The sequence below is a fragment of the Halomonas sp. TG39a genome (genome assembly GCF_000744395.1).
GTDB lineage: Bacteria > Pseudomonadota > Gammaproteobacteria > Pseudomonadales > Halomonadaceae > Vreelandella > Vreelandella ventosae_B.
Genome location: NZ_JQLV01000001.1, coordinates 1267233 through 1284339, shown reverse-complemented (window position 1 = coordinate 1284339; position 17107 = coordinate 1267233). Strand labels below are relative to the sequence as shown.

Here is a 17107-nt window from a genome sequence, read left to right as displayed (position 1 = left end):
CTAATCGCTAGGCTGCCGACTCGGCAGTAAGTTCGGGGCAATAGACAGGAGCTTATCGATCACTTGAGTCTCCTTTAGGCGCTGGTAAGCCGCCTCAATATCCAGGTGCAGCGCATGCTCTTCCTGGTAGGCAGGCAACACTTCTCGCAGTGATTTCCAAGCCAACGATGTGCCCTTGGCAAACTCATCGCTGCCAATTAAATCAAGGGCCTGAGAGGCGAGTAGATATTCGATCGCAAGAACGTAGAAAGCATTGTCGAGGCTCTTGTCCAGTTTCAGGGCAGCACTTTCGCCAAAGCTTAGATGGTCTTCCTGGAGGCCTGAGGTGATAAAATTGTCGGTCACTGCGGGCTGCGCCAGACGTTTGTTATCCGCCACCAGGGAAGCCGCCGAGTAGTGGGCGATCATCATGCCGGACTTGACGCCGCTTTCAGTGGTCAAGAAAGGTGGCAGCTGATTTGCCTGGGGGGTCACTAAACGGTAAGCGCGCCGCTCGGAGATCGAACTCCACTCACAGGCCGCGATGGCCAACAGATCGCAGGCCATCGCCACCGAGGCGCCGTGAGGATTAGCCTGAGACACAACCTGATAGCCATCTTCAACGGGAATCACTAACGGATTATCGGTGGCGGAATTAAGCTCTTTCTCTACCTGCTTTGCCGCATGGTCGAGCTGGTCGCGGCAAGCACCATGTACCTGGGGCATGGAACGCAGGCTTAGCGCATCCTGTAGCCGCTGCCCTTTATGACGCGCCAGGTGCGCACTGTCCGCAAGAAGCCGGCGCAAGTTGTCGCCAGTTTGCTGAACGCCTGGGTGGCATTTGAGGGCCGTCACCTCGGCCATAAACGCATTCAACTGCCCGCCCAATGCCTCAAAGCTCATGGCACCGATAATATCTGCCCAGGCGGAGAGGCGCGCTGCATCGTCAAGCGCCAAACAGGCCAGCCCGGTCATCGCGGGGGTGCCGTTCACCAGGCTCAGCCCATCCTTGGGCCCAAGCGTTACCGGCACCATACCGATGGCCTCCAGCGCCTGCTTGGCAGGCATCCGTTGGCCACGAAACTCAACATCGCCGTGACCGATTAGCGCCAAGCCAATGTGTGCCATATGAGTGAGATAACCCACCGAGCCGCGTGAGGGTACGACGGGAATAATCTGCTCATTGAGCAGCCTTATCAGCCCCTCCACCACGGCCGGACTGATACCGGAGTAGCCGTGACTGTAGTTGATCACCGCGCTGCACATAATGGCGCGAACTTGCTCCGTTCGCAGCGGGCTACCAACACCACAGGCATGGCTCATCAAGGTGTGGTGCGAGAGACGTTGCAGCTCATCCTGCTTGAGCACTACATCGCACAGCGCGCCTAACCCGGTATTGATACCGTAATGGGGCACGCTCGAAGCGGCAATCTTCTCGACGGCTTCGCGGGCGCAGCGAACCTTCTCCCAGGCCGAGGGCGACAGCGACATCGGATACCCGTCGCGGGCGACCCTGACCACCTCCAGCCAAGCTGGAGGCGTATTGCCAATTTCCACGTAGCGAGACAACTCACTCATAAACATCCTCGGCGGGTTTAACACGCGCCTGGCTCTCTTGGGGGTTATTAGCGCCATCCAAGATGAAAACCTTCACCGCAGAAGCCACAATCAGCAAAAACAGAAACAGCACGATAAAGCCCCCCGCTGCCGCCAGGAACTTAATACCGTCTACCCCCTGAGCACCGCCGCCAAAGGCCACCATGACATAGGCGATAATAGCGATTGATAGCCCCCAGAGGATCTTCTGCTTGCGGGGAGCTTCCTCCTCCGCCGTCATGTTTCTAGTGCAGATGGTAGCGATGGTCGATGACATAGAGTCTGCGGCCGTAGAGAAGGAAATAATCAGCGTAAAAATAGCTAACGGGATCAGCAAAGCGGACATTGGCAGGTTTTGCAGGAAGCCCCAAAGTCCCGAAACTGCGCCGTTCTCGGTCACCACGCTAACCAGATCGAGAGTGCCATCCATCTGCCACTTGATCGCCGACCCGCCCCAGATAGCGAACCAAACGATGCCGAACACGGAAGGCAGGATCCAGTTAATTACCAAAAACTCACGTAGCGTTCTGCCATAGGAGATCCGCGCCAAAAACAGACCCATCAACGGGGCGTAGGCGATCCAGATCGACCAGTCGTACATCGTCCACCAGGTGACCAGCGCTTCACCGCCAGACTCTTTGGTATCGAATGACCACAGGAAGAAGTTATCGAACCAGTAACCCAAGCTGGTTACCGACAGACTCAGGATGTAGCTCACTGGGCCAATGATCAGCAGAATGACGACAAAAGCGTAGAAGATGTAAGCATTGACCGATGAGAGGAAGCGGATGCCCCGCTTAAGCCCAGATAACGCAGAGGTAATAAAGATCGCCGAAATAACCAGCGTTAAAATCAGCCACGTCATGGGGCTCGAAGCGATACCGTACTCAGCCTCAATGCCGGAACTGATCAGTGCGAGGCCCGCCCCTAACGATGATGCCAGCCCAAGCGCAATGGCAAGAATAGAGATAATATCGACCACGGCTCGTACGGTAGGGCTTCGCTCGCGACTCCCTAAGAGCGGGGACAGCGTCGAAGAGATCGAGAAACGCTCTTTGCGATTAAAGTGCATATATCCAATCATCAAGCCAACGATGGAGTACATGGCGTAGGGAATAAAGCTCCAGTTATGGAAGCTTCTTGCCAGTGCAAAGATGGCCGCTTCGCCACTGTTGGGCTCAAAAGATTGATTGGCGATCTCGCCATAGACATTGCCCAGATAGATGATGGGCTCATTGACCGAGTAGGTCACCACCCCCGTCGCTATCCCGCCGGTTAGCGCCATGGCAAAAGTCGCCGCCAACGAAAACGTGGGTTTAGCGTTCGCCCCACCCAAACGGATATTGCCTGCCTTGGAAAAGAAGATAAACGCCGTGACACCCAGCGTCGAGATAGCCAACAACTGATAAAGCCAACCAAAGTCGGAAAGCGAAAGATAGAACAACTGCCTGGCAACGCTGACCAGTAGTTCGTTATTAACCAAGCCAATGATGACGGCCAGCATAATAATCACGAAGGCCGGTATAAAGACGCTTCGCTTTAACTGTTTCCTGTCTGTTTGTGACATTGTATGTCTCCTGTCGAGGTTTATTCTTATAACGCTTTTTTATTAGGTGCCGACATGCTGTCTGTCGACACCCGTATCTGTGTATCCAGCAACGTTAAAGGGAGGGAGGTAGTTGATAAGGAAGATTACTTAACCATCGGCAAATCGAGCCCCTGCTCACTGGCACTCTGTTTGGCGATGTCGTAGCCAGCATCGGCATGACGCATGACCCCAGTGGCCGGATCATTACGCAGCACGCGGCCCAATCGGGCATGAGCGTCATCCGTGCCATCGGCGACGATCACCACCCCTGCATGCTGGGAGTAACCCATGCCCACTCCACCGCCATGGTGAAGAGAAACCCAGGTAGCGCCCCCGGCAGTGTTGAGCAGCGCATTGAGCAGCGGCCAGTCGGAGACGGCATCCGAGCCATCCTGCATTGATTCAGTCTCACGATTGGGGCTGGCCACCGAGCCGGAGTCCAGGTGGTCGCGACCAATCACAATGGGTGCTTTGAGCTCACCACTGGCGACCATGGCGTTAAACGCCTGCCCCAAACGCGCACGATCCTTTAAGCCCACCCAGCAGATGCGCGCCGGTAAGCCCTGGAAGCTGATACGCTCCTTGGCCATATCCAGCCAGTTATGCAGATGCGGATCATCTGGGATGAGTTCTTTGACTTTCTGGTCGGTCTTGTAGATATCTTCTGGATCACCGGAGAGCGCCACCCAGCGGAATGGGCCAATTCCCTGGCAGAACAGTGGGCGAATGTAGGCAGGCACAAAGCCGGGGAAGCCGAAAGCATTAGAAACGCCCTCCTCCTGAGCCATCTGGCGAATGTTATTGCCATAATCGAAGGTAGGTATACCCATTGCCTGGAAGTCGAGCATGGCCTGCACATGCACCGCCATGGAGCGCTTAGCCGCCTTGACCACCACCTCGGGTTCGGTCTTCCCGCGTGCCAAATACTCATCCCAAGTCCAGCCTGCCGGCAGATAACCGTGCAGTGGGTCGTGAGCGCTGGTCTGGTCAGTCACCATATCCGGCTTGATGCCACGCTTAATCAGTTCCGGCAGAATCTCAGCCGCATTACCATGCAGCGCAATCGAGACGGCTTTACTTTCTGAGGTATAGCGCTCCAGGCGCGCCAGGGCATCGTCGAGATCACTCGCCTGCTCATCCACATAGCGGGTACGCAGACGCATATCAATGCGGCTCTGCTGACACTCAATATTAAGGCTGCAGGCCCCCGCCAGCGTTGCCGCCAATGGTTGCGCCCCGCCCATACCGCCAAGACCAGCCGTCAGAATCCAGCGCCCGGCTAGCTTGCCATCGTAGTGCTGGCGACCAGCCTCAACAAAGGTCTCGTAGGTGCCCTGAACAATGCCCTGAGAACCGATGTAGATCCATGAGCCAGCCGTCATCTGGCCGTACATCATCAGGCCTTTCTTATCCAGCTCGTTGAAGTGCTCCCAGTTGGCCCAGGCGGGCACCAGGTTGGAGTTGGCGATTAATACCCGTGGCGCATCCTTATGGGTCTCAAACACCCCCACCGGCTTGCCGGACTGGATCAGCAGCGACTGGTTATCTTCCAAGCGCTTGAGGGTCTCAACGATGGCATCGAAGCACTCCCAGTTACGGGCGGCGCGACCGATACCGCCATACACCACTAACTCTTTGGGGTTCTCGGCCACATCTGGATCAAGGTTATTCATCAGCATGCGCAGCGGTGCTTCCGTCAGCCAGCTCTTGCAGGAGAGCTCGGCTCCATGAGGTGCCCGAATTTCGGTATCGCGAAAGCGTGAAAGAGACATGGTAACTCCTGTTTGCTGTCAAAGTTTGTATATACATTATGACAACAAACGCTTCTGCGCAATCACCTAAATCGCCCTTTTTAGCAAAAAAACAACTCAGCCCTAAATATTCGCCAACATAGTGCAAACGCCAACAATAGGGCGAAATTACGCACCAAAATGGACTTTACGAGGAAATTCCAACTCTCTTCTTTACCTAAGAAGCGGACTTCGCTATATGTATATACATTAGCCGTTATTCGTTAACAAAAAGGAGCCCCGATGACCCACTGCTATTTTGCTGATCATGCCCTACTCCCGACTGGATGGGCCTCTCAGGTGCTGTTCGAAGTCGATGCCACCGGCATGCTTATATCGGTACTGCCCAACAGCTCGCCCGGCAACGCCCAGCGCTTAGCCGGGCCAGCGCTACCCGGTATGCCTAACCTACATTCACACGCTTTTCAGCGCGCCATGGCGGGCCTGGCAGAAATCGGTAGCCCCCAGCCAGACAGCTTCTGGAGCTGGCGAGACCGCATGTACGGCTTGGTTGACCGCCTGACACCGAATCAAGTGGGCACTATTGCCCAATCGCTGTATGTCGAAATGCTTAAGGGCGGCTATACCCAGGTCAGCGAGTTTCATTATTTGCACCACGATCTATCGGGCAAGGCCCATAGCGATCCTGCTGAGATGGCCTGGGCGATTAGCCAAGCGGCCGAGCGCAGTGGCATTGCGCTTACCTTGCTACCGGTGCTTTACGCCCACAGCGGCTTTGGCGGCCAGCCACCCAATCATGGGCAAAGACGTTTTATCCACGCCGTACCAGATTTTTTGAAATTGCTTGAGACGTTGAAGCCAAGCTTTGCCGACCACTCCACACAGGCACTAGGCATGGCGTTTCATTCCCTGCGCGCGGTGACATTGGAAGAGATCCAGGCGGTGCTGGCGACGAACCCTGTCGGGCCACGCCACATTCATGTCGCCGAGCAGCAACGCGAAGTGGAAGACAGCCTCGCCTATTCAGGCAAACGCCCTGTGCGCTGGCTACTGGATAACGTTGAGGTGGATGAGCGCTGGTGTTTGATTCATGCCACACACCTGGACGATGCAGAGATACGTGACCTCGCCACTAGCGGCGCCGTGGCAGGGCTCTGTCCGACCACCGAGGCCAATCTGGGCGACGGCATCTTCCGCGCAGTGGAGTATGCCGCCCAGGGTGGGCGTCTGGGCATTGGCTCCGACAGCCATGTCTCACTCGATGTGGTTGAAGAGCTACGGCTACTTGAGTATGGCCAGCGCCTTGCCACGCAACAACGCAACTGCCTGCACAATAGCGACATACGCCCGGTGGGCGACTGGCTTTATCGCCAGGCCTTAGCGGGAGGCGCCCAGGCCTCTGGCCAACCCATCGGCGCGCTCGAAGCGGGCAAACGAGCCGATATAGTCGTCCTCGATGGCAGCGATCCCTACCTCGCCACGAGTAACGACGAAACACGGCTAGGACGTTGGCTGTTTGGCGGTTCAAAGCAGCAGATACGCGATGTGATGGTCGCAGGCCGCTGGGTTATCCAGCAGCAGCGTCACGCCCTCGATGAATCAAATAATGCCGCGATGACCAGGCTGTTTCGCGATATCGGCTAACCAACAAGCGCCCCGCTGACCAAAACTCTCCAACTGCCCTTGGAGCTCCTATGCCTGACGCAAACTACACCCTCAAAGCCACACCAACCGTTCTGTGTAAGCTACTGGTGCCCAGTCTGTTAGGCATATTGGTATTCTTTGTACCATTGCCCATTGGTGGTAAAACCGCCGTGCGCAGCATGCTTGGGGGTACAGCGGCCTACTACGTCATGGCGGTGATCGTCGCAGGCGCCCTCTATCCGGTGATCACCGGGCAGTGGGCAATGCGGTTGGCAATCAGCAGTCTGTCGCCTCCCGCCTTTTGGGCCTGGCGGCTTTTTTATGGCTGATGTCCTTCGAATTTCTAACTCAGGACACTAAGTCAAAGCCTCCATAAACGCCTGCACCAAGGGTGATTTAATCGCCTCAGGCGAACATATCCATGAGAATGACCGCACTAATGTCAGGTCGGTGTTAAGCGGTACAAAACGGCCAGACCCATCAGCATCTAGGGAGAGGTGTGATAAACACCCTGCCCCCAGCCCACTGAGCACAGCTTGTTTAATAGCCTCCTGACGGCTCAGGGTTAAGCGTATCTTCGGCTGAACGCCTACCGCCTGCATGGCGGTATCAAACACTTCCCGTGTGCCGGAACCCGGTTCGCGGACAATCCAGTCCAGGGTTCCCAGTTGCTCGGCCGACACCTGGTTTTCTTTTGCCAACGGGTGATCCCGGGTTACAAACAACGCCAACCGATCCTCCTGCCAGCGCCGAATCTGCAAATAGTCGTGCACCGCCGGCCCTTCTATCAGGCCGATCTGCGCCTGTCCGGTTTCCAGTTGTTGCAACACGCCCCGGGTGTTTTGAATATCGATGGTCGGGCGGATGCCCGGGTACTGGCCCGTCAGCCGGGCCAGTACGCCGGGGACTACATAACAGGCAATAGTGGTACTGGCGGCAATTCTAAGCTGACCTGCCAGCTCATCGCCCGACCCTTCAGCCAGCCGCTGGCAATCGCTGAGGATCAACCGCACCTGCGGCAAACGATCACGTCCGGCAGGAGTAAGCACTAACTCTCGACCTCTCCGCTCAAACAAAGCCAGCCCCATTTGTCGCTCCAGCTCCGTTACCGCCTGGCTCGCGGCAGACTGGCTGATCGCCTGTTCTTCGGCCGCCAGTGTGAGACGCCCAAGACGGGCTGTCGCCTCGAATATGGCCAGTTGGCGCAAGGTAAAATTCATAAGTTAAACCGAACTTTTAGTTAAGTTATATCCATTATACTTATCATAGTCACCAAACTACAGTAATCGCACTTGAACAGGAGCTATGTGATGGTGTGGATACTGGTAGGTTTGGCAGGCGCGGCCTTGTTGCTGTCTCAACTGCCGTTGCTGGCGGGCATAGGCCTGAGCGCCCTGCCGTTGGCCGTGCTGATTGGTGCGCTTTATGGCAATTCACCGCTGGCGACCGAACCAACTGCAAAATCTAAAGACGTTCTGGGGTTTGCTCAGCAAAAGCTGCTGCGCCTGGGTATTATTCTGTTTGGTTTTAACCTGAGCCTAACCCAGCTCGTCGCCGTCGGCTGGCCTGCCCTGGTGGCCGATGCCATTATGATCGTGGTGGTGCTGAGTTTCGGCATCTGGTTTGGCATTCGCTGCCTGAAGATGAGCCCGGAGCTTGCTTCACTGACCTCGGTCGGCAGCGCCGTCTGCGGTGCCGCTGCCATCATGGCCGCCAACCCGGTGATCAAGGGCCGTGATCAGGACGTTACACTAGCCGTGGCACTGGTCGTTATTTTCGGCACACTGGCCATGTTCAGCTACCCTCTGCTGTTCGCCTATTCCGGGCTGGACCCGGCCTGGTTCGGCATTTACATAGGCAGCACGGCCCATGAAGTCGCCCAGGCGGTCGCTGCTGGGCAGTCCATGGGTCCGGAAACGATGGAGTTCGCGGTCGTCACCAAGCTGGTACGCGTCATGATGCTGGCACCCGTTGTGCTGGTGCTGGCGCAAGTCTTCATCCGATTGCGTCAAAACGAAACAACAGACACCACCCAAACCCGCTTGCCTATCCCCTGGTTCGTTTTCGGTTTCATGCTCGCCGCTGGCATCGGCAGCCTGGGCTGGTTGCCGCCCGTGGTCATTACCGCTCTGCAATGGCTGGCCCAGGCGGCACTGGCTTTGGCGATGGTCGCCCTCGGTATCAAAGCCTGCTGGTCAGACCTGAAAGCCGCTGGCTGGCGCCCGGTAGCACATGCTGGGGTGTTGTTTGTACTGCTGTTGGGTGGCGGGCTTGGGGTAACGTCTGTTTTGGTGGCGATATTTTGAACTAGAAAGCCTGGCTGAATGCCGATGACGAGAAGCCAATCGTTCATGCTGACACCGCAATCGTGTCTTCTGGCGACCAACTTAGCCAGACATTGCCATCCCGTGGCAGTTCGGGGATATCCCTATCCCGCGCGACCAGTTTCCACTGCTGCCCATCGACATCAATCAGACAGGTGGCCATAGCTCCGGCAAAAATGCGCTGAGTCAGCCGCCCCCGAATAGAATTGCGCCCATCCTCTGGCACCGCGCCGATTGTCAGCGCTTCGGGCCGAACGGCAAAGCTGCGCCCAACGCGACCACCCGGGAGGGCAAGGCTGCCCAGACGGCTTTCCGGCAGCCAATTCGCTTCTCCCAGGAACCCTGCGGCAAAGGCGTCTTTGGGATGATCATACACCTCTCGCGGGGGACCTGACTGCACGATACGCCCTGCCCGCAGGATGCCGATGCGATCCGACAATGTCAGCGCCTCTTCCTGATCGTGGGTGACAAAAATCGTGGTGATGCCGATTTCACGCTGGATGCGTTTAAGCTCGATCTGCATGTCGATCCGCAGCGATTTGTCCAGAGCCGACAGCGGTTCATCCAGCAGCAGAACCTTGGGGTTGGTCACGATGGCCCGTGCCAGCGCCACCCTCTGCCGCTGCCCGCCCGAAAGCTGGCTCGGGCGTCGTCCGGCCATCGCACCAAGCTGCACGAGATCCAGCACCTCGGCGATCCGCCGTTTTTCCTCTGCTGCGCCCACTTTACGAACCCGCAGGCCGAAACCCACGTTGTCCGCGACGCTCATATTGGGAAACAGCGCATAGTTCTGGAACATCATGCCGATGTCGCGCTCTTCCACCGGGATCTTTTCCACGTTCCGATCCCCGATGCGGATGCTGCCGCCTTCGGGATAATGGAACCCGGCGATAGTGCGCAGCAGCGTCGTCTTGCCCGATCCCGACGGACCAAGCAGGCCAAAGAAACCGCCATCTTCAAAAGTGATCGACACTTCGTCCAGTGCAATCGCCTGGCCGAATTTTTTCGTGACGTTCCGCACATCGACGAGCGACATCAGCGTTCTCCTCCGAACTTGGAATAGCGGGTGGCAAGGAACATGATCAGCATCGACAGGGTGATGATGATGGTAGAAATCGCGTTGATCTCCGGGGTGAACCCCTTGCGGATGGCGGTGTAGATCAGGACAGGCAACGTGCTGTCGCCCGGTTCCGACAGGAAATAGCTGACCACGAACTGGTCAAAGCTGACGGCAAAAGCAAAAAGCGACCCTGCCACGACACCCGGTGCTATCCATGGCAGAGTTACGCGCCGCAACACTGTCCAGCCAGAAGCCCCCATGGAACGGGCGGCTTCTTCCAGCGTGATGTCAAAGCTCGACAGGCGCGCGGTGACGGTGACGATGACATACGGCAGGGCAAGCGCGACGTGGCCAATGATGACCGCAGGCGTGCCCCGCCCTATGCCGATGGCGAAGAAGAAGATAAGCATGGCGGTGCCCGTGATCAGCCACGGAATGGCGATCGGCGGGAACAACAACACCTGAAATACGCGTTTGCCCGGAAAGTCATAGCGGAACAACGCGATCGAGGCGGCCGTGCCAAGCGCCGTGGCGATCACCGTCGTTGCCAGCGCGATCAGCACCGACCGGACGGCAGCCGCGATGATCTGCTGGTTCCCGCTCATCTGTTCATACCATTCCGTCGAGAATTTGAACGGCAGTTGATAGAACGGCGAGGCGTTAAAGGACATCGTCGCCATGACAAGGATCGGCGCATAAAGGAACACGAGGATCAGCACCAGCCAGAAGCGGCCGATTAGCGAAAGAATGGAACTTTTCATGTTCTTGCCCTTTTCAGGATCGGGCTGGACAGCGCAAGAACCAGCAGAACCACGGCCAACAGGATGAACGACAGCGCCGCGCCCAGTGGCCAGTTGTAGACGGCAACGAATTGATCCTCGATCACCGTGCCGAAATAGGTTCCCATCCGGCCACCCAGAATGCGCGGCTCCATGAACGATCCGACCACCGGTACGAAGACCAAAACGGCGCCCGCCAGCAGTCCCGGCAGCGACAGTGGCAACAACAGCCGCCACAAGATCGTGATCCGCGATGCGCCCATGGAGCGAGCCGCATCCACAATATCGTCGTCAATGGCCTGCAGCGCGAGATACGAGGTCAGAATCACATATGGCAGGAAACTGTGCACCAGCCCGATCACCACGGCTTCGGTCGTGAACATCAGATTCAGTTGGATGTCGAAGGGCAGGATGAATTCAAGGCTTCGTTCCAGCACGCCGTTGCCACGCAGCACGATGGCCCATGAGAAGATCCGGACAAGCGAATTGGACCAGAACGGCAGGATCACCAGCAGGAACAGGGTTTCGCGCGCGCGTCCCTTGATAGTCCGAGCCAGCACCAACGCGCAGGGATAGCCGATCAGGATGCAGACCAGAGTGACGGTAAAACCCAGCTTCAGCGATTTCCACAACAGCGTGGCGTAAGTCGGGTTCGTCAGGAACTGGTTGTAATTGCCCAGCGTGATCCGCCAGTCCGGGGTATCCTGTGGCAGGTCGGTCAGAAAGCTGAAGAACAGCATGGCCGAAAGAGGCAGGAACACCGCGACCAGCAACCAAAGATAGGCGGGCGACAGAAGCGCGAACAGGCGCCTTCGATCCATCGGAGCAGTGGGTTGAGCCATTCCAATCTCCTTCCTTTTTATATTCTACGGAAGCATAGCGATTGCCGGACCCTGTATCGGGGTCAATTTTGACATTTACTGGGCGGCTTTCAGTCCCTGCCATATTTCTAAATAGGCCTCGCGCGACTCATCCGTGACGGGCGCTTGGAACTTCGCTCGCGCAACCACCTCCGGATCTCCCAGAACGCGTTTGTTGAACGCATCTTCTGGCAGAGCCGCCGCCGCATCTGCGTTAGCGGAGGCAGGCGCGCCCTCCTGATCCCAGCGGGTGTAGAATTCAGGATCAATCATCCAGTCAATGAACTGCTGCGCAGCCTCCCTGTGTTCAGAGGTCGCGGGGATCGACAAGGCATCGAGCCAGCCAATCGCACCCTCTTTCGGCACCACGAATTCAACCGGCAAGCCAAGGGAGGCGGAGCGGGCGGCCGAACCGGACCAATAGCTAGCAATGTCCAACTCGCCTGCGGCCATGTACTGGTTCCAGTCGTTTTCGCTGCTCCAGAAGGTTCGTAAGTTGGGCATCAGCGCCGCGAGCTTTTCTTCCGCCGCGTCCAGGTCTTCAATATTATTGATGTCCTGCCCGGTCGCGAGCGCAGCCAGTTGCATCGCCTCAAGCGCATCGTCGCGGATCGAAATGCGACCTGCATAGGCAGGATTCCACAGCGCCTCGATGCTGTCGGGCGCTTCCTCAATCACCGATGTGTTGAAAGCAAAGGATGTCAGGCCCCATGTCCATGGCACACCGTAGACGTCATTATCTGAAACCAGTTTTGAGTCCTGCGCAAAGCGCTCCGGCACACCCGCATAATTTTCGATGACCGAAGCGTCAATGGGCGCCAGCAACTCTTCCTCAATGGCCTGCGGAGTGAAGACGGCATTAATCATTACCACGTCATAAGCGCCAGGGTTGGTTCGCAGCTTTGTCAGCATCTCCTGCTCGGAGTTGAAATATTCATGCACAACGGTATGGCCGGTCGCCTCTTCAAAGGGCTCGATGGAAAAGCTCTGGTCAGTGCCGTAGCCCTGCCAGTTTAAAACGCGAATTTCATCCGCCAGGGCGGTACCCGTCGTCAGAGCAAGCGCGGAAAGGGAAAGCAATGTTGTCTTCATCACAGATACTCCTTGTTATTGGTGGTATGAGATCAGACCAGAGCCAAAACCTGCCTATGCTCTGGCGGGGTCGCCGAACCGGCCCGTGTCGTGGACAGGGCCGCAGCGATGTTGGCGTAACGCGCGGCACGCAGAGCGTCGCCGGATCGGGCAAGCTCGGCGATAAAACAGCCAATGTGGCAATCCCCCGCGCCGTTGGTGTCAATGGCCTCAACCCTATGAGGCTCAATCCGGTGCACCTGACCGTCAGTGGCCAGCACACAACCTGCCGCCCCGCTGCGCAGAACAGCGCCCTGGCGGTCTTGGGCCAGGGCGCTAGCGGCCTCCGCCGGATCGGACTTACCGGTCAGCACTGCTGCCTCGGCGGCATTGGCACTGATCCAATCGGCACGGGACATGACCGTGCGCAGGATCACTTCGGACAACAACGCTACGACGGGCGAGGGATCGAAGATCACCGTGATATCCGCCTGCAGACCGGCAACCCAGTCGGCCAAGGCAACCCGTGCTGCGGGGTAGTAAAGGGTATAGCCCGAGAGCATCACATGAGTGACACCTGACAACTCGATCTTCGCCAAGTCCGAGGCCGTGATCTGTCCTTCAGCACCGGGATATCCAACAAAGCTGCGTTCTCCATCCGGTTCCAGCAGCACGGTGCAACACCCCTGATCGTGTCCTGGGACTGCCGGGCGGGCACAGTCGATGCCCAGCTCCTTCAGTCGTTCTGCCACGATCCCTGCCAGCGGCCCAGTGCCGATTGATCCACCCAGGCGCACCGCCATTCCGGCTGCATGCGCCGCGGCCATCGCATTGAATCCACCGCCAACAACCATGGCAAAGCCCGTAACCTCCGCCTCCGTACCCGAGGCGGGCATGGCGCGGACATTGTAGGTCAAGTCCATCACCGGCCCAGTCATCTGCAGCAGCAGGCTCATCCTATGACCTCTTCGCAATCTACACCGCGCAGCGCCAGCAAACCCCGCGCGACTGCGTCGATGTCCAGATCGTTGGCCGCCATGACTTGCGCCTCTGCCGCGGGAGGAACATCACCGCCCAAAGCACCAGCCATGGCTCCCACTATCGCCCCAATGGTATCGGTGTCGTCGCCTGCATTTGCGGCAATCAACAGCCCCCGCCATAGATCGCCCTGCGCCAGACGCAGGATGCCGAAAGCCGCCGGAACACTTTCGCGGCTGGCGACAGAGGTGCCGATCCCGGCGATAAGAGCTTCTTCGTCGCCGCCTTCGGCCAGGTACAGAGCGGTTTCGATACGCCCGGCCATGTCAGTTTCACCCACGGCATGGCCAGCGGTCTGCCCTAAGCGGCACGCCTCCAGTGCATAATTCAGCGCCGCGTCCAGATCGCGCCCAGCGATCCCGCAGCTAACCATCATGGCGACGGCTGACGCCGCGGCGATGGCCTCTCCAGTGTTATGGGTTACCCGGCAGGTCAGTGCAACCCGTGCAACCACTGTTTCTACCTCTGGTGGAGTCATGATTCCAACAGGCGCAACCCGCATTGCTGCGCCATTGGTTGTCCCACGCCACCCGGACTCTTCGGACGAAGCTCCGGCTAACAGCGCGTCAATCGCCGTGCGGGAGGACGGACCAAGCAGATCCGACAGTCCCTTGGCGCGAATAGCCGCTTCCCACTCCAGTAGGTCGTGCGCCCAGGCCTCATGGTCGAACCCCTCGGGGTGGGCGATAAGCCTTCGGGCCAGCAGCAGCGTCTGTTCGGTGTCATCGGTCACCTGCGCGGCGCGCAGCCCGTGGGAAACTGGGTGCCCTTGAAACGGGGCGACGAACCCTTCAATCCGGCCGTAATGGGCCTGGATGGCGCTGCGCGTCAAAGTCTGTGCCGGCATCCCAAGCGCATCGCCCATTGCGAGACCCATTAGCGTCGCGCGAGCCCGGTTCAATATCGCATTCGTTACGCTCATCTTCAGAACTCCAAGTGCAGACCAAAAAGTCCCGGATCAAGAAGGCTTTCCACATATTCGACAATGTCACCAGACACCGTGCGCGTCAGCCGACGCAAGCGCAGCATCGGCTCGCCCACTGCACGCCCCATCAGCGCTGCGTCCTCAGGCGTAAGAGCGGGCAACACATTGGCCCACTCCTCGCCCGAGGCAGGCGATAGGTTCCGCGCCTCCAACGTCTGACTGAGCGAACCGTTCTCCAGCCCTTCTGCCAAAATCGGAGCAAAGTCGTCGCGCCACGGCACACGGGATCGCTCTAGTGTCAGCGCGCGGCCTGTATCTTTCCGAAAGCGGATACGGTCAACGGCAAGCACGTACTCTGCTGTGAACTGCTGGACGTCTAGATCCATCGGTTGCCGCACGATCTGCAGAATCCGCGCGCCCATCTGCGTGCCAGTATCCGATAGGGCAAGGCTCCAGCCCGGCCCGTTATCAATCACCGCACCGCCATAGGTCACAAAGGAGCCAATTCCGACCCTGGTTCGGATGAGCCCCTTGGCGACGAGGATACCCAGCCCCTTGCGTACTGTTGTACGCGAGACGGCAAAACGCTCCACCAGGGAGCTTTCACTAGACAGCGCCGCTCCATCATGCAGCGAGCCAGAGCGAATTTCCGCCTCCAGCACACGGGCAATTCTTTCGGATTTGGACTTTGGTGCAGCCTGTATCATGCAGCCTCCTTTTCTATTCACCATACTATACAGGTCTAGTCAGGAATATCACAAAAAATTACTAATCATCTATTTAAAGAGCGTAAAATTCTATTTTATCAGCACCTTATGAATACATTAAAAACACCTGTATGGTACCTGTATTATTTATAAAATCAATTATTCCAGCCAAATGCCGCATACGCATACCCTAAGCTGCTCTATCAATGATCATAGAAATGACTTAATTCCTGGCAAGCAACGCGGCTAGGCCATTGGCTGTTTGGCGGTTTCAAGCATCAGATACGCGATGTCATGGTCGCAGGCCGCTGGGTTATTCAGCAGTGGCGTCACGCCCTCGACGAGTCAAACAATGCCGCGATGACCAGGCTGTTTCGTGAGATAGGCTAGTTGTTGTTTCGCGAGAACGACTACTTAGAAGAGTGCGCCATGGTGCGCAATTTATAGCGGTCACCGGGATGCAGCAGGTGAGCATAACTAATTAGGCGGTCGCCTGACCAAGTGCGCCGACGAACACTAAGGCAGGGTAGCGCAGCATCAATTTCTAGCCACTCTGCCGCACCCGCCTCAGGCAGCACCGCCTCTACCACGTGCTCCATATCAGTAATCGGGCAGGCGGCAACCAACACCTCGTTGGGCGTTTGGCGATTGAAGTCTGCCTCCAGATAGTCAGGCACCCAGCGTGGATTGACGAAGCGCTCTTCGAGCTGGATCGGCTGGCCATTTTCCAGGTGAATAAGAATCGAATGAAATAACCTAGTCCCAATACGCACACCCATCCGCAGGGCAATCTCATCGTCAGCATTCAGCGCTTCGCAACTCACCACACGATTAGCGTATTCGTGGCCACGGCTGCGTACCTCATCAGCGATATTATTAATTTCGGCCAATGGCGACTCAGAGCGACGATCCGTCACAAAAGTGCCGATCCCCGATTGACGCACCAGATAGCCTTCCTGCACTAGGTCGCGAATGGCCTTGTTGGCCGTCATCCTGCTGACACCGAAGGTAACCGCAAGCTGCTCCTCAGGCGGGATCTTATGGTCGACGGGAAAATGACCTGTTTGGATATTATCCAGCAAGTACTGTTTGATCTGTTGATACCGGGGCGGTTGGCGTCCCACGTGCTCTCCTCAAATCCCTTTCACCACCCCGCTTTATTAGCACTCTGAAAAGAATTATCAAACCCGCGGAAACAGGTCGATCCTAATCAGGCGCGTTGCAGGCAGCGTCTCAAATGTCATTGTGTGACAGCTTTCGGTCGCTAACTCGTCATCAGCGATGGGCCTGGGCCAGTGCCAAATATCGCCACCATTAAGGGGCAGTGACGGCTCACTGACCAACCACGCCTGCCCACCAAAAGCTAAGATAAGTGCCTCAGCGTTCGGGGCTTGCCTTAGCGACTCCCCAGACGTTAGCCAGCGAACAGAAGCCTGCCAGTTTGCTGGATTGTACATTAAATTCAGTGCCCGGCTCGGCCCTTCAGGCAACAAGCAATTCACCGCAGCTTCGCCTTCGAAGATAAAGCTTTCCCGAGCCACCAAAACAGCACGCTGATCAGGCAAAACAAGTGTGACCGGATGCTCGCCTATCACCGTAAAGTGACGCCTGACCCCAGCAATAATCGAGAATGGCCCTTCCCTGTCAAGTTCAGCCACCGAAACCCGCCAACCCGGCGACTCACCTTCTCCCTCCTGGCGAGCCACTTCACGTGTTACTCCACCGCCATTTTGCCAAGCGACGGGCAAAAGATCGGTAAAGCGTAACCTTTCGGGTAGCTTCATT

At 57.3% G+C, this 17107-nt stretch carries 16 protein-coding genes; 3 read left to right on the top strand and 13 right to left on the bottom strand.

Annotation, left to right across the window (positions count from 1 at the left end; genetic code table 11):
- The 3 genes from U738_RS05560 to hutU all read right to left on the bottom strand — a co-directional run bounded on the left by U738_RS05560 (position 1) and on the right by hutU (position 4935).
- On the bottom strand, positions 1–1557 hold the full coding sequence (locus tag U738_RS05560) for an HAL/PAL/TAL family ammonia-lyase (protein WP_035578100.1): 1557 nt from the start codon (positions 1555–1557) through the stop codon (positions 1–3).
- Positions 1550–3142 carry a BCCT family transporter gene (locus U738_RS05555; RefSeq protein ID WP_035578098.1) on the bottom strand — a complete coding sequence of 531 codons (1593 nt, stop codon included), beginning with the start codon at positions 3140–3142 and terminating at the stop codon, positions 1550–1552. Before U738_RS05555 ends, U738_RS05560 begins: the two co-directional genes overlap by 8 nt.
- 125 nt (positions 3143–3267) lie before the next feature.
- Positions 3268–4935, bottom strand: a complete 1668-nt coding sequence (gene hutU / locus U738_RS05550; RefSeq protein ID WP_035578096.1) for a urocanate hydratase — start codon at positions 4933–4935, stop codon at positions 3268–3270.
- A 261-nt stretch (positions 4936–5196) separates the two neighbouring features.
- Here hutU and U738_RS05545 point away from each other — a divergent pair, with 261 nt between their 5' ends.
- Complete coding sequence (locus U738_RS05545) at positions 5197–6558, top strand: formimidoylglutamate deiminase (RefSeq protein WP_035578094.1); 1362 nt, start codon at positions 5197–5199, stop codon at positions 6556–6558.
- A gap of 50 nt (positions 6559–6608) precedes the next feature.
- Positions 6609–6887 (top strand): hypothetical protein, encoded by a 279-nt coding sequence (locus U738_RS05540; RefSeq protein ID WP_035578092.1) that lies wholly within the window; start codon positions 6609–6611, stop codon positions 6885–6887.
- A 27-nt stretch (positions 6888–6914) separates the two neighbouring features.
- On the opposite strand, the gene U738_RS05535 is transcribed toward U738_RS05540, so the two are convergent.
- Positions 6915–7778, bottom strand: coding sequence for a LysR family transcriptional regulator (locus U738_RS05535; protein ID WP_035578090.1), 864 nt, complete (start codon positions 7776–7778; stop codon positions 6915–6917).
- 72 nt (positions 7779–7850) lie between these two features.
- Here U738_RS05535 and U738_RS05530 point away from each other — a divergent pair, with 72 nt between their 5' ends.
- A complete protein-coding gene (locus U738_RS05530; protein WP_327050251.1) occupies positions 7851–8864 on the top strand; it encodes a YeiH family protein in 1014 nt (337 codons plus the stop codon).
- Between the two features lie 43 nt (positions 8865–8907).
- Here U738_RS05530 and U738_RS05525 read toward each other — a convergent pair whose 3' ends face one another.
- From U738_RS05525 to U738_RS22640, 9 genes are all read right to left on the bottom strand, one after another.
- Positions 8908–9918, bottom strand: coding sequence for an ABC transporter ATP-binding protein (locus tag U738_RS05525; RefSeq protein ID WP_035578086.1), 1011 nt, complete (start codon positions 9916–9918; stop codon positions 8908–8910).
- A complete protein-coding gene (locus tag U738_RS05520; protein WP_035578084.1) occupies positions 9918–10703 on the bottom strand; it encodes an ABC transporter permease in 786 nt (261 codons plus the stop codon). The genes U738_RS05525 and U738_RS05520 overlap by 1 nt, the downstream gene beginning before the upstream one ends.
- Positions 10700–11563: an ABC transporter permease gene (locus U738_RS05515; protein WP_035578082.1), complete on the bottom strand. Its 864-nt coding sequence runs from the start codon at positions 11561–11563 to the stop codon at positions 10700–10702. Before U738_RS05515 ends, U738_RS05520 begins: the two co-directional genes overlap by 4 nt.
- 75 nt (positions 11564–11638) lie before the next feature.
- Positions 11639–12673 carry an ABC transporter substrate-binding protein gene (locus U738_RS05510; RefSeq protein WP_035578081.1) on the bottom strand — a complete coding sequence of 345 codons (1035 nt, stop codon included), beginning with the start codon at positions 12671–12673 and terminating at the stop codon, positions 11639–11641.
- Positions 12674–12705: 32 nt separating this feature from the next.
- The gene (locus U738_RS05505; RefSeq protein WP_235208660.1) at positions 12706–13548 is read right to left on the bottom strand and encodes a PfkB family carbohydrate kinase; all 843 of its coding nucleotides are present in this window, start codon (positions 13546–13548) and stop codon (positions 12706–12708) included.
- 56 nt (positions 13549–13604) lie between these two features.
- Positions 13605–14567 (bottom strand): ADP-ribosylglycohydrolase family protein, encoded by a 963-nt coding sequence (locus U738_RS05500; RefSeq protein ID WP_268746294.1) that lies wholly within the window; start codon positions 14565–14567, stop codon positions 13605–13607.
- A 47-nt stretch (positions 14568–14614) separates the two neighbouring features.
- On the bottom strand, positions 14615–15322 hold the full coding sequence (locus U738_RS05495) for a GntR family transcriptional regulator (RefSeq protein WP_035578078.1): 708 nt from the start codon (positions 15320–15322) through the stop codon (positions 14615–14617).
- Positions 15323–15732: 410 nt separating this feature from the next.
- On the bottom strand, positions 15733–16446 hold the full coding sequence (hutC, locus tag U738_RS05490) for a histidine utilization repressor (RefSeq protein ID WP_035578077.1): 714 nt from the start codon (positions 16444–16446) through the stop codon (positions 15733–15735).
- 57 nt (positions 16447–16503) lie between these two features.
- Positions 16504–17106 (bottom strand): HutD/Ves family protein, encoded by a 603-nt coding sequence (locus U738_RS22640; RefSeq protein WP_050713611.1) that lies wholly within the window; start codon positions 17104–17106, stop codon positions 16504–16506.
- Position 17107: the final 1 nt, after the last annotated feature.

Coding starts and splice junctions, on each gene's coding strand:
- U738_RS05515 (WP_035578082.1), bottom strand. CDS start 11,563: ATGGCTCAACCCACTGCTCCGATGGATCGAAGGCGCCTGTTCGCGCTT.
- U738_RS05535 (WP_035578090.1), bottom strand. CDS start 7,778: ATGAATTTTACCTTGCGCCAACTGGCCATATTCGAGGCGACAGCCCGT.
- U738_RS05525 (WP_035578086.1), bottom strand. CDS start 9,918: ATGTCGCTCGTCGATGTGCGGAACGTCACGAAAAAATTCGGCCAGGCG.
- U738_RS05520 (WP_035578084.1), bottom strand. CDS start 10,703: ATGAAAAGTTCCATTCTTTCGCTAATCGGCCGCTTCTGGCTGGTGCTG.
- U738_RS05555 (WP_035578098.1), bottom strand. CDS start 3,142: ATGTCACAAACAGACAGGAAACAGTTAAAGCGAAGCGTCTTTATACCG.
- U738_RS05545 (WP_035578094.1), top strand. CDS start 5,197: ATGACCCACTGCTATTTTGCTGATCATGCCCTACTCCCGACTGGATGG.
- U738_RS05500 (WP_268746294.1), bottom strand. CDS start 14,567: ATGGGTCTCGCAATGGGCGATGCGCTTGGGATGCCGGCACAGACTTTG.
- hutU (WP_035578096.1), bottom strand. CDS start 4,935: ATGTCTCTTTCACGCTTTCGCGATACCGAAATTCGGGCACCTCATGGA.
- U738_RS22640 (WP_050713611.1), bottom strand. CDS start 17,106: ATGAAGCTACCCGAAAGGTTACGCTTTACCGATCTTTTGCCCGTCGCT.
- U738_RS05505 (WP_235208660.1), bottom strand. CDS start 13,548: ATGCCCGCCTCGGGTACGGAGGCGGAGGTTACGGGCTTTGCCATGGTT.
- U738_RS05510 (WP_035578081.1), bottom strand. CDS start 12,673: ATGAAGACAACATTGCTTTCCCTTTCCGCGCTTGCTCTGACGACGGGT.
- U738_RS05540 (WP_035578092.1), top strand. CDS start 6,609: ATGCCTGACGCAAACTACACCCTCAAAGCCACACCAACCGTTCTGTGT.
- U738_RS05495 (WP_035578078.1), bottom strand. CDS start 15,322: ATGATACAGGCTGCACCAAAGTCCAAATCCGAAAGAATTGCCCGTGTG.
- U738_RS05560 (WP_035578100.1), bottom strand. CDS start 1,557: ATGAGTGAGTTGTCTCGCTACGTGGAAATTGGCAATACGCCTCCAGCT.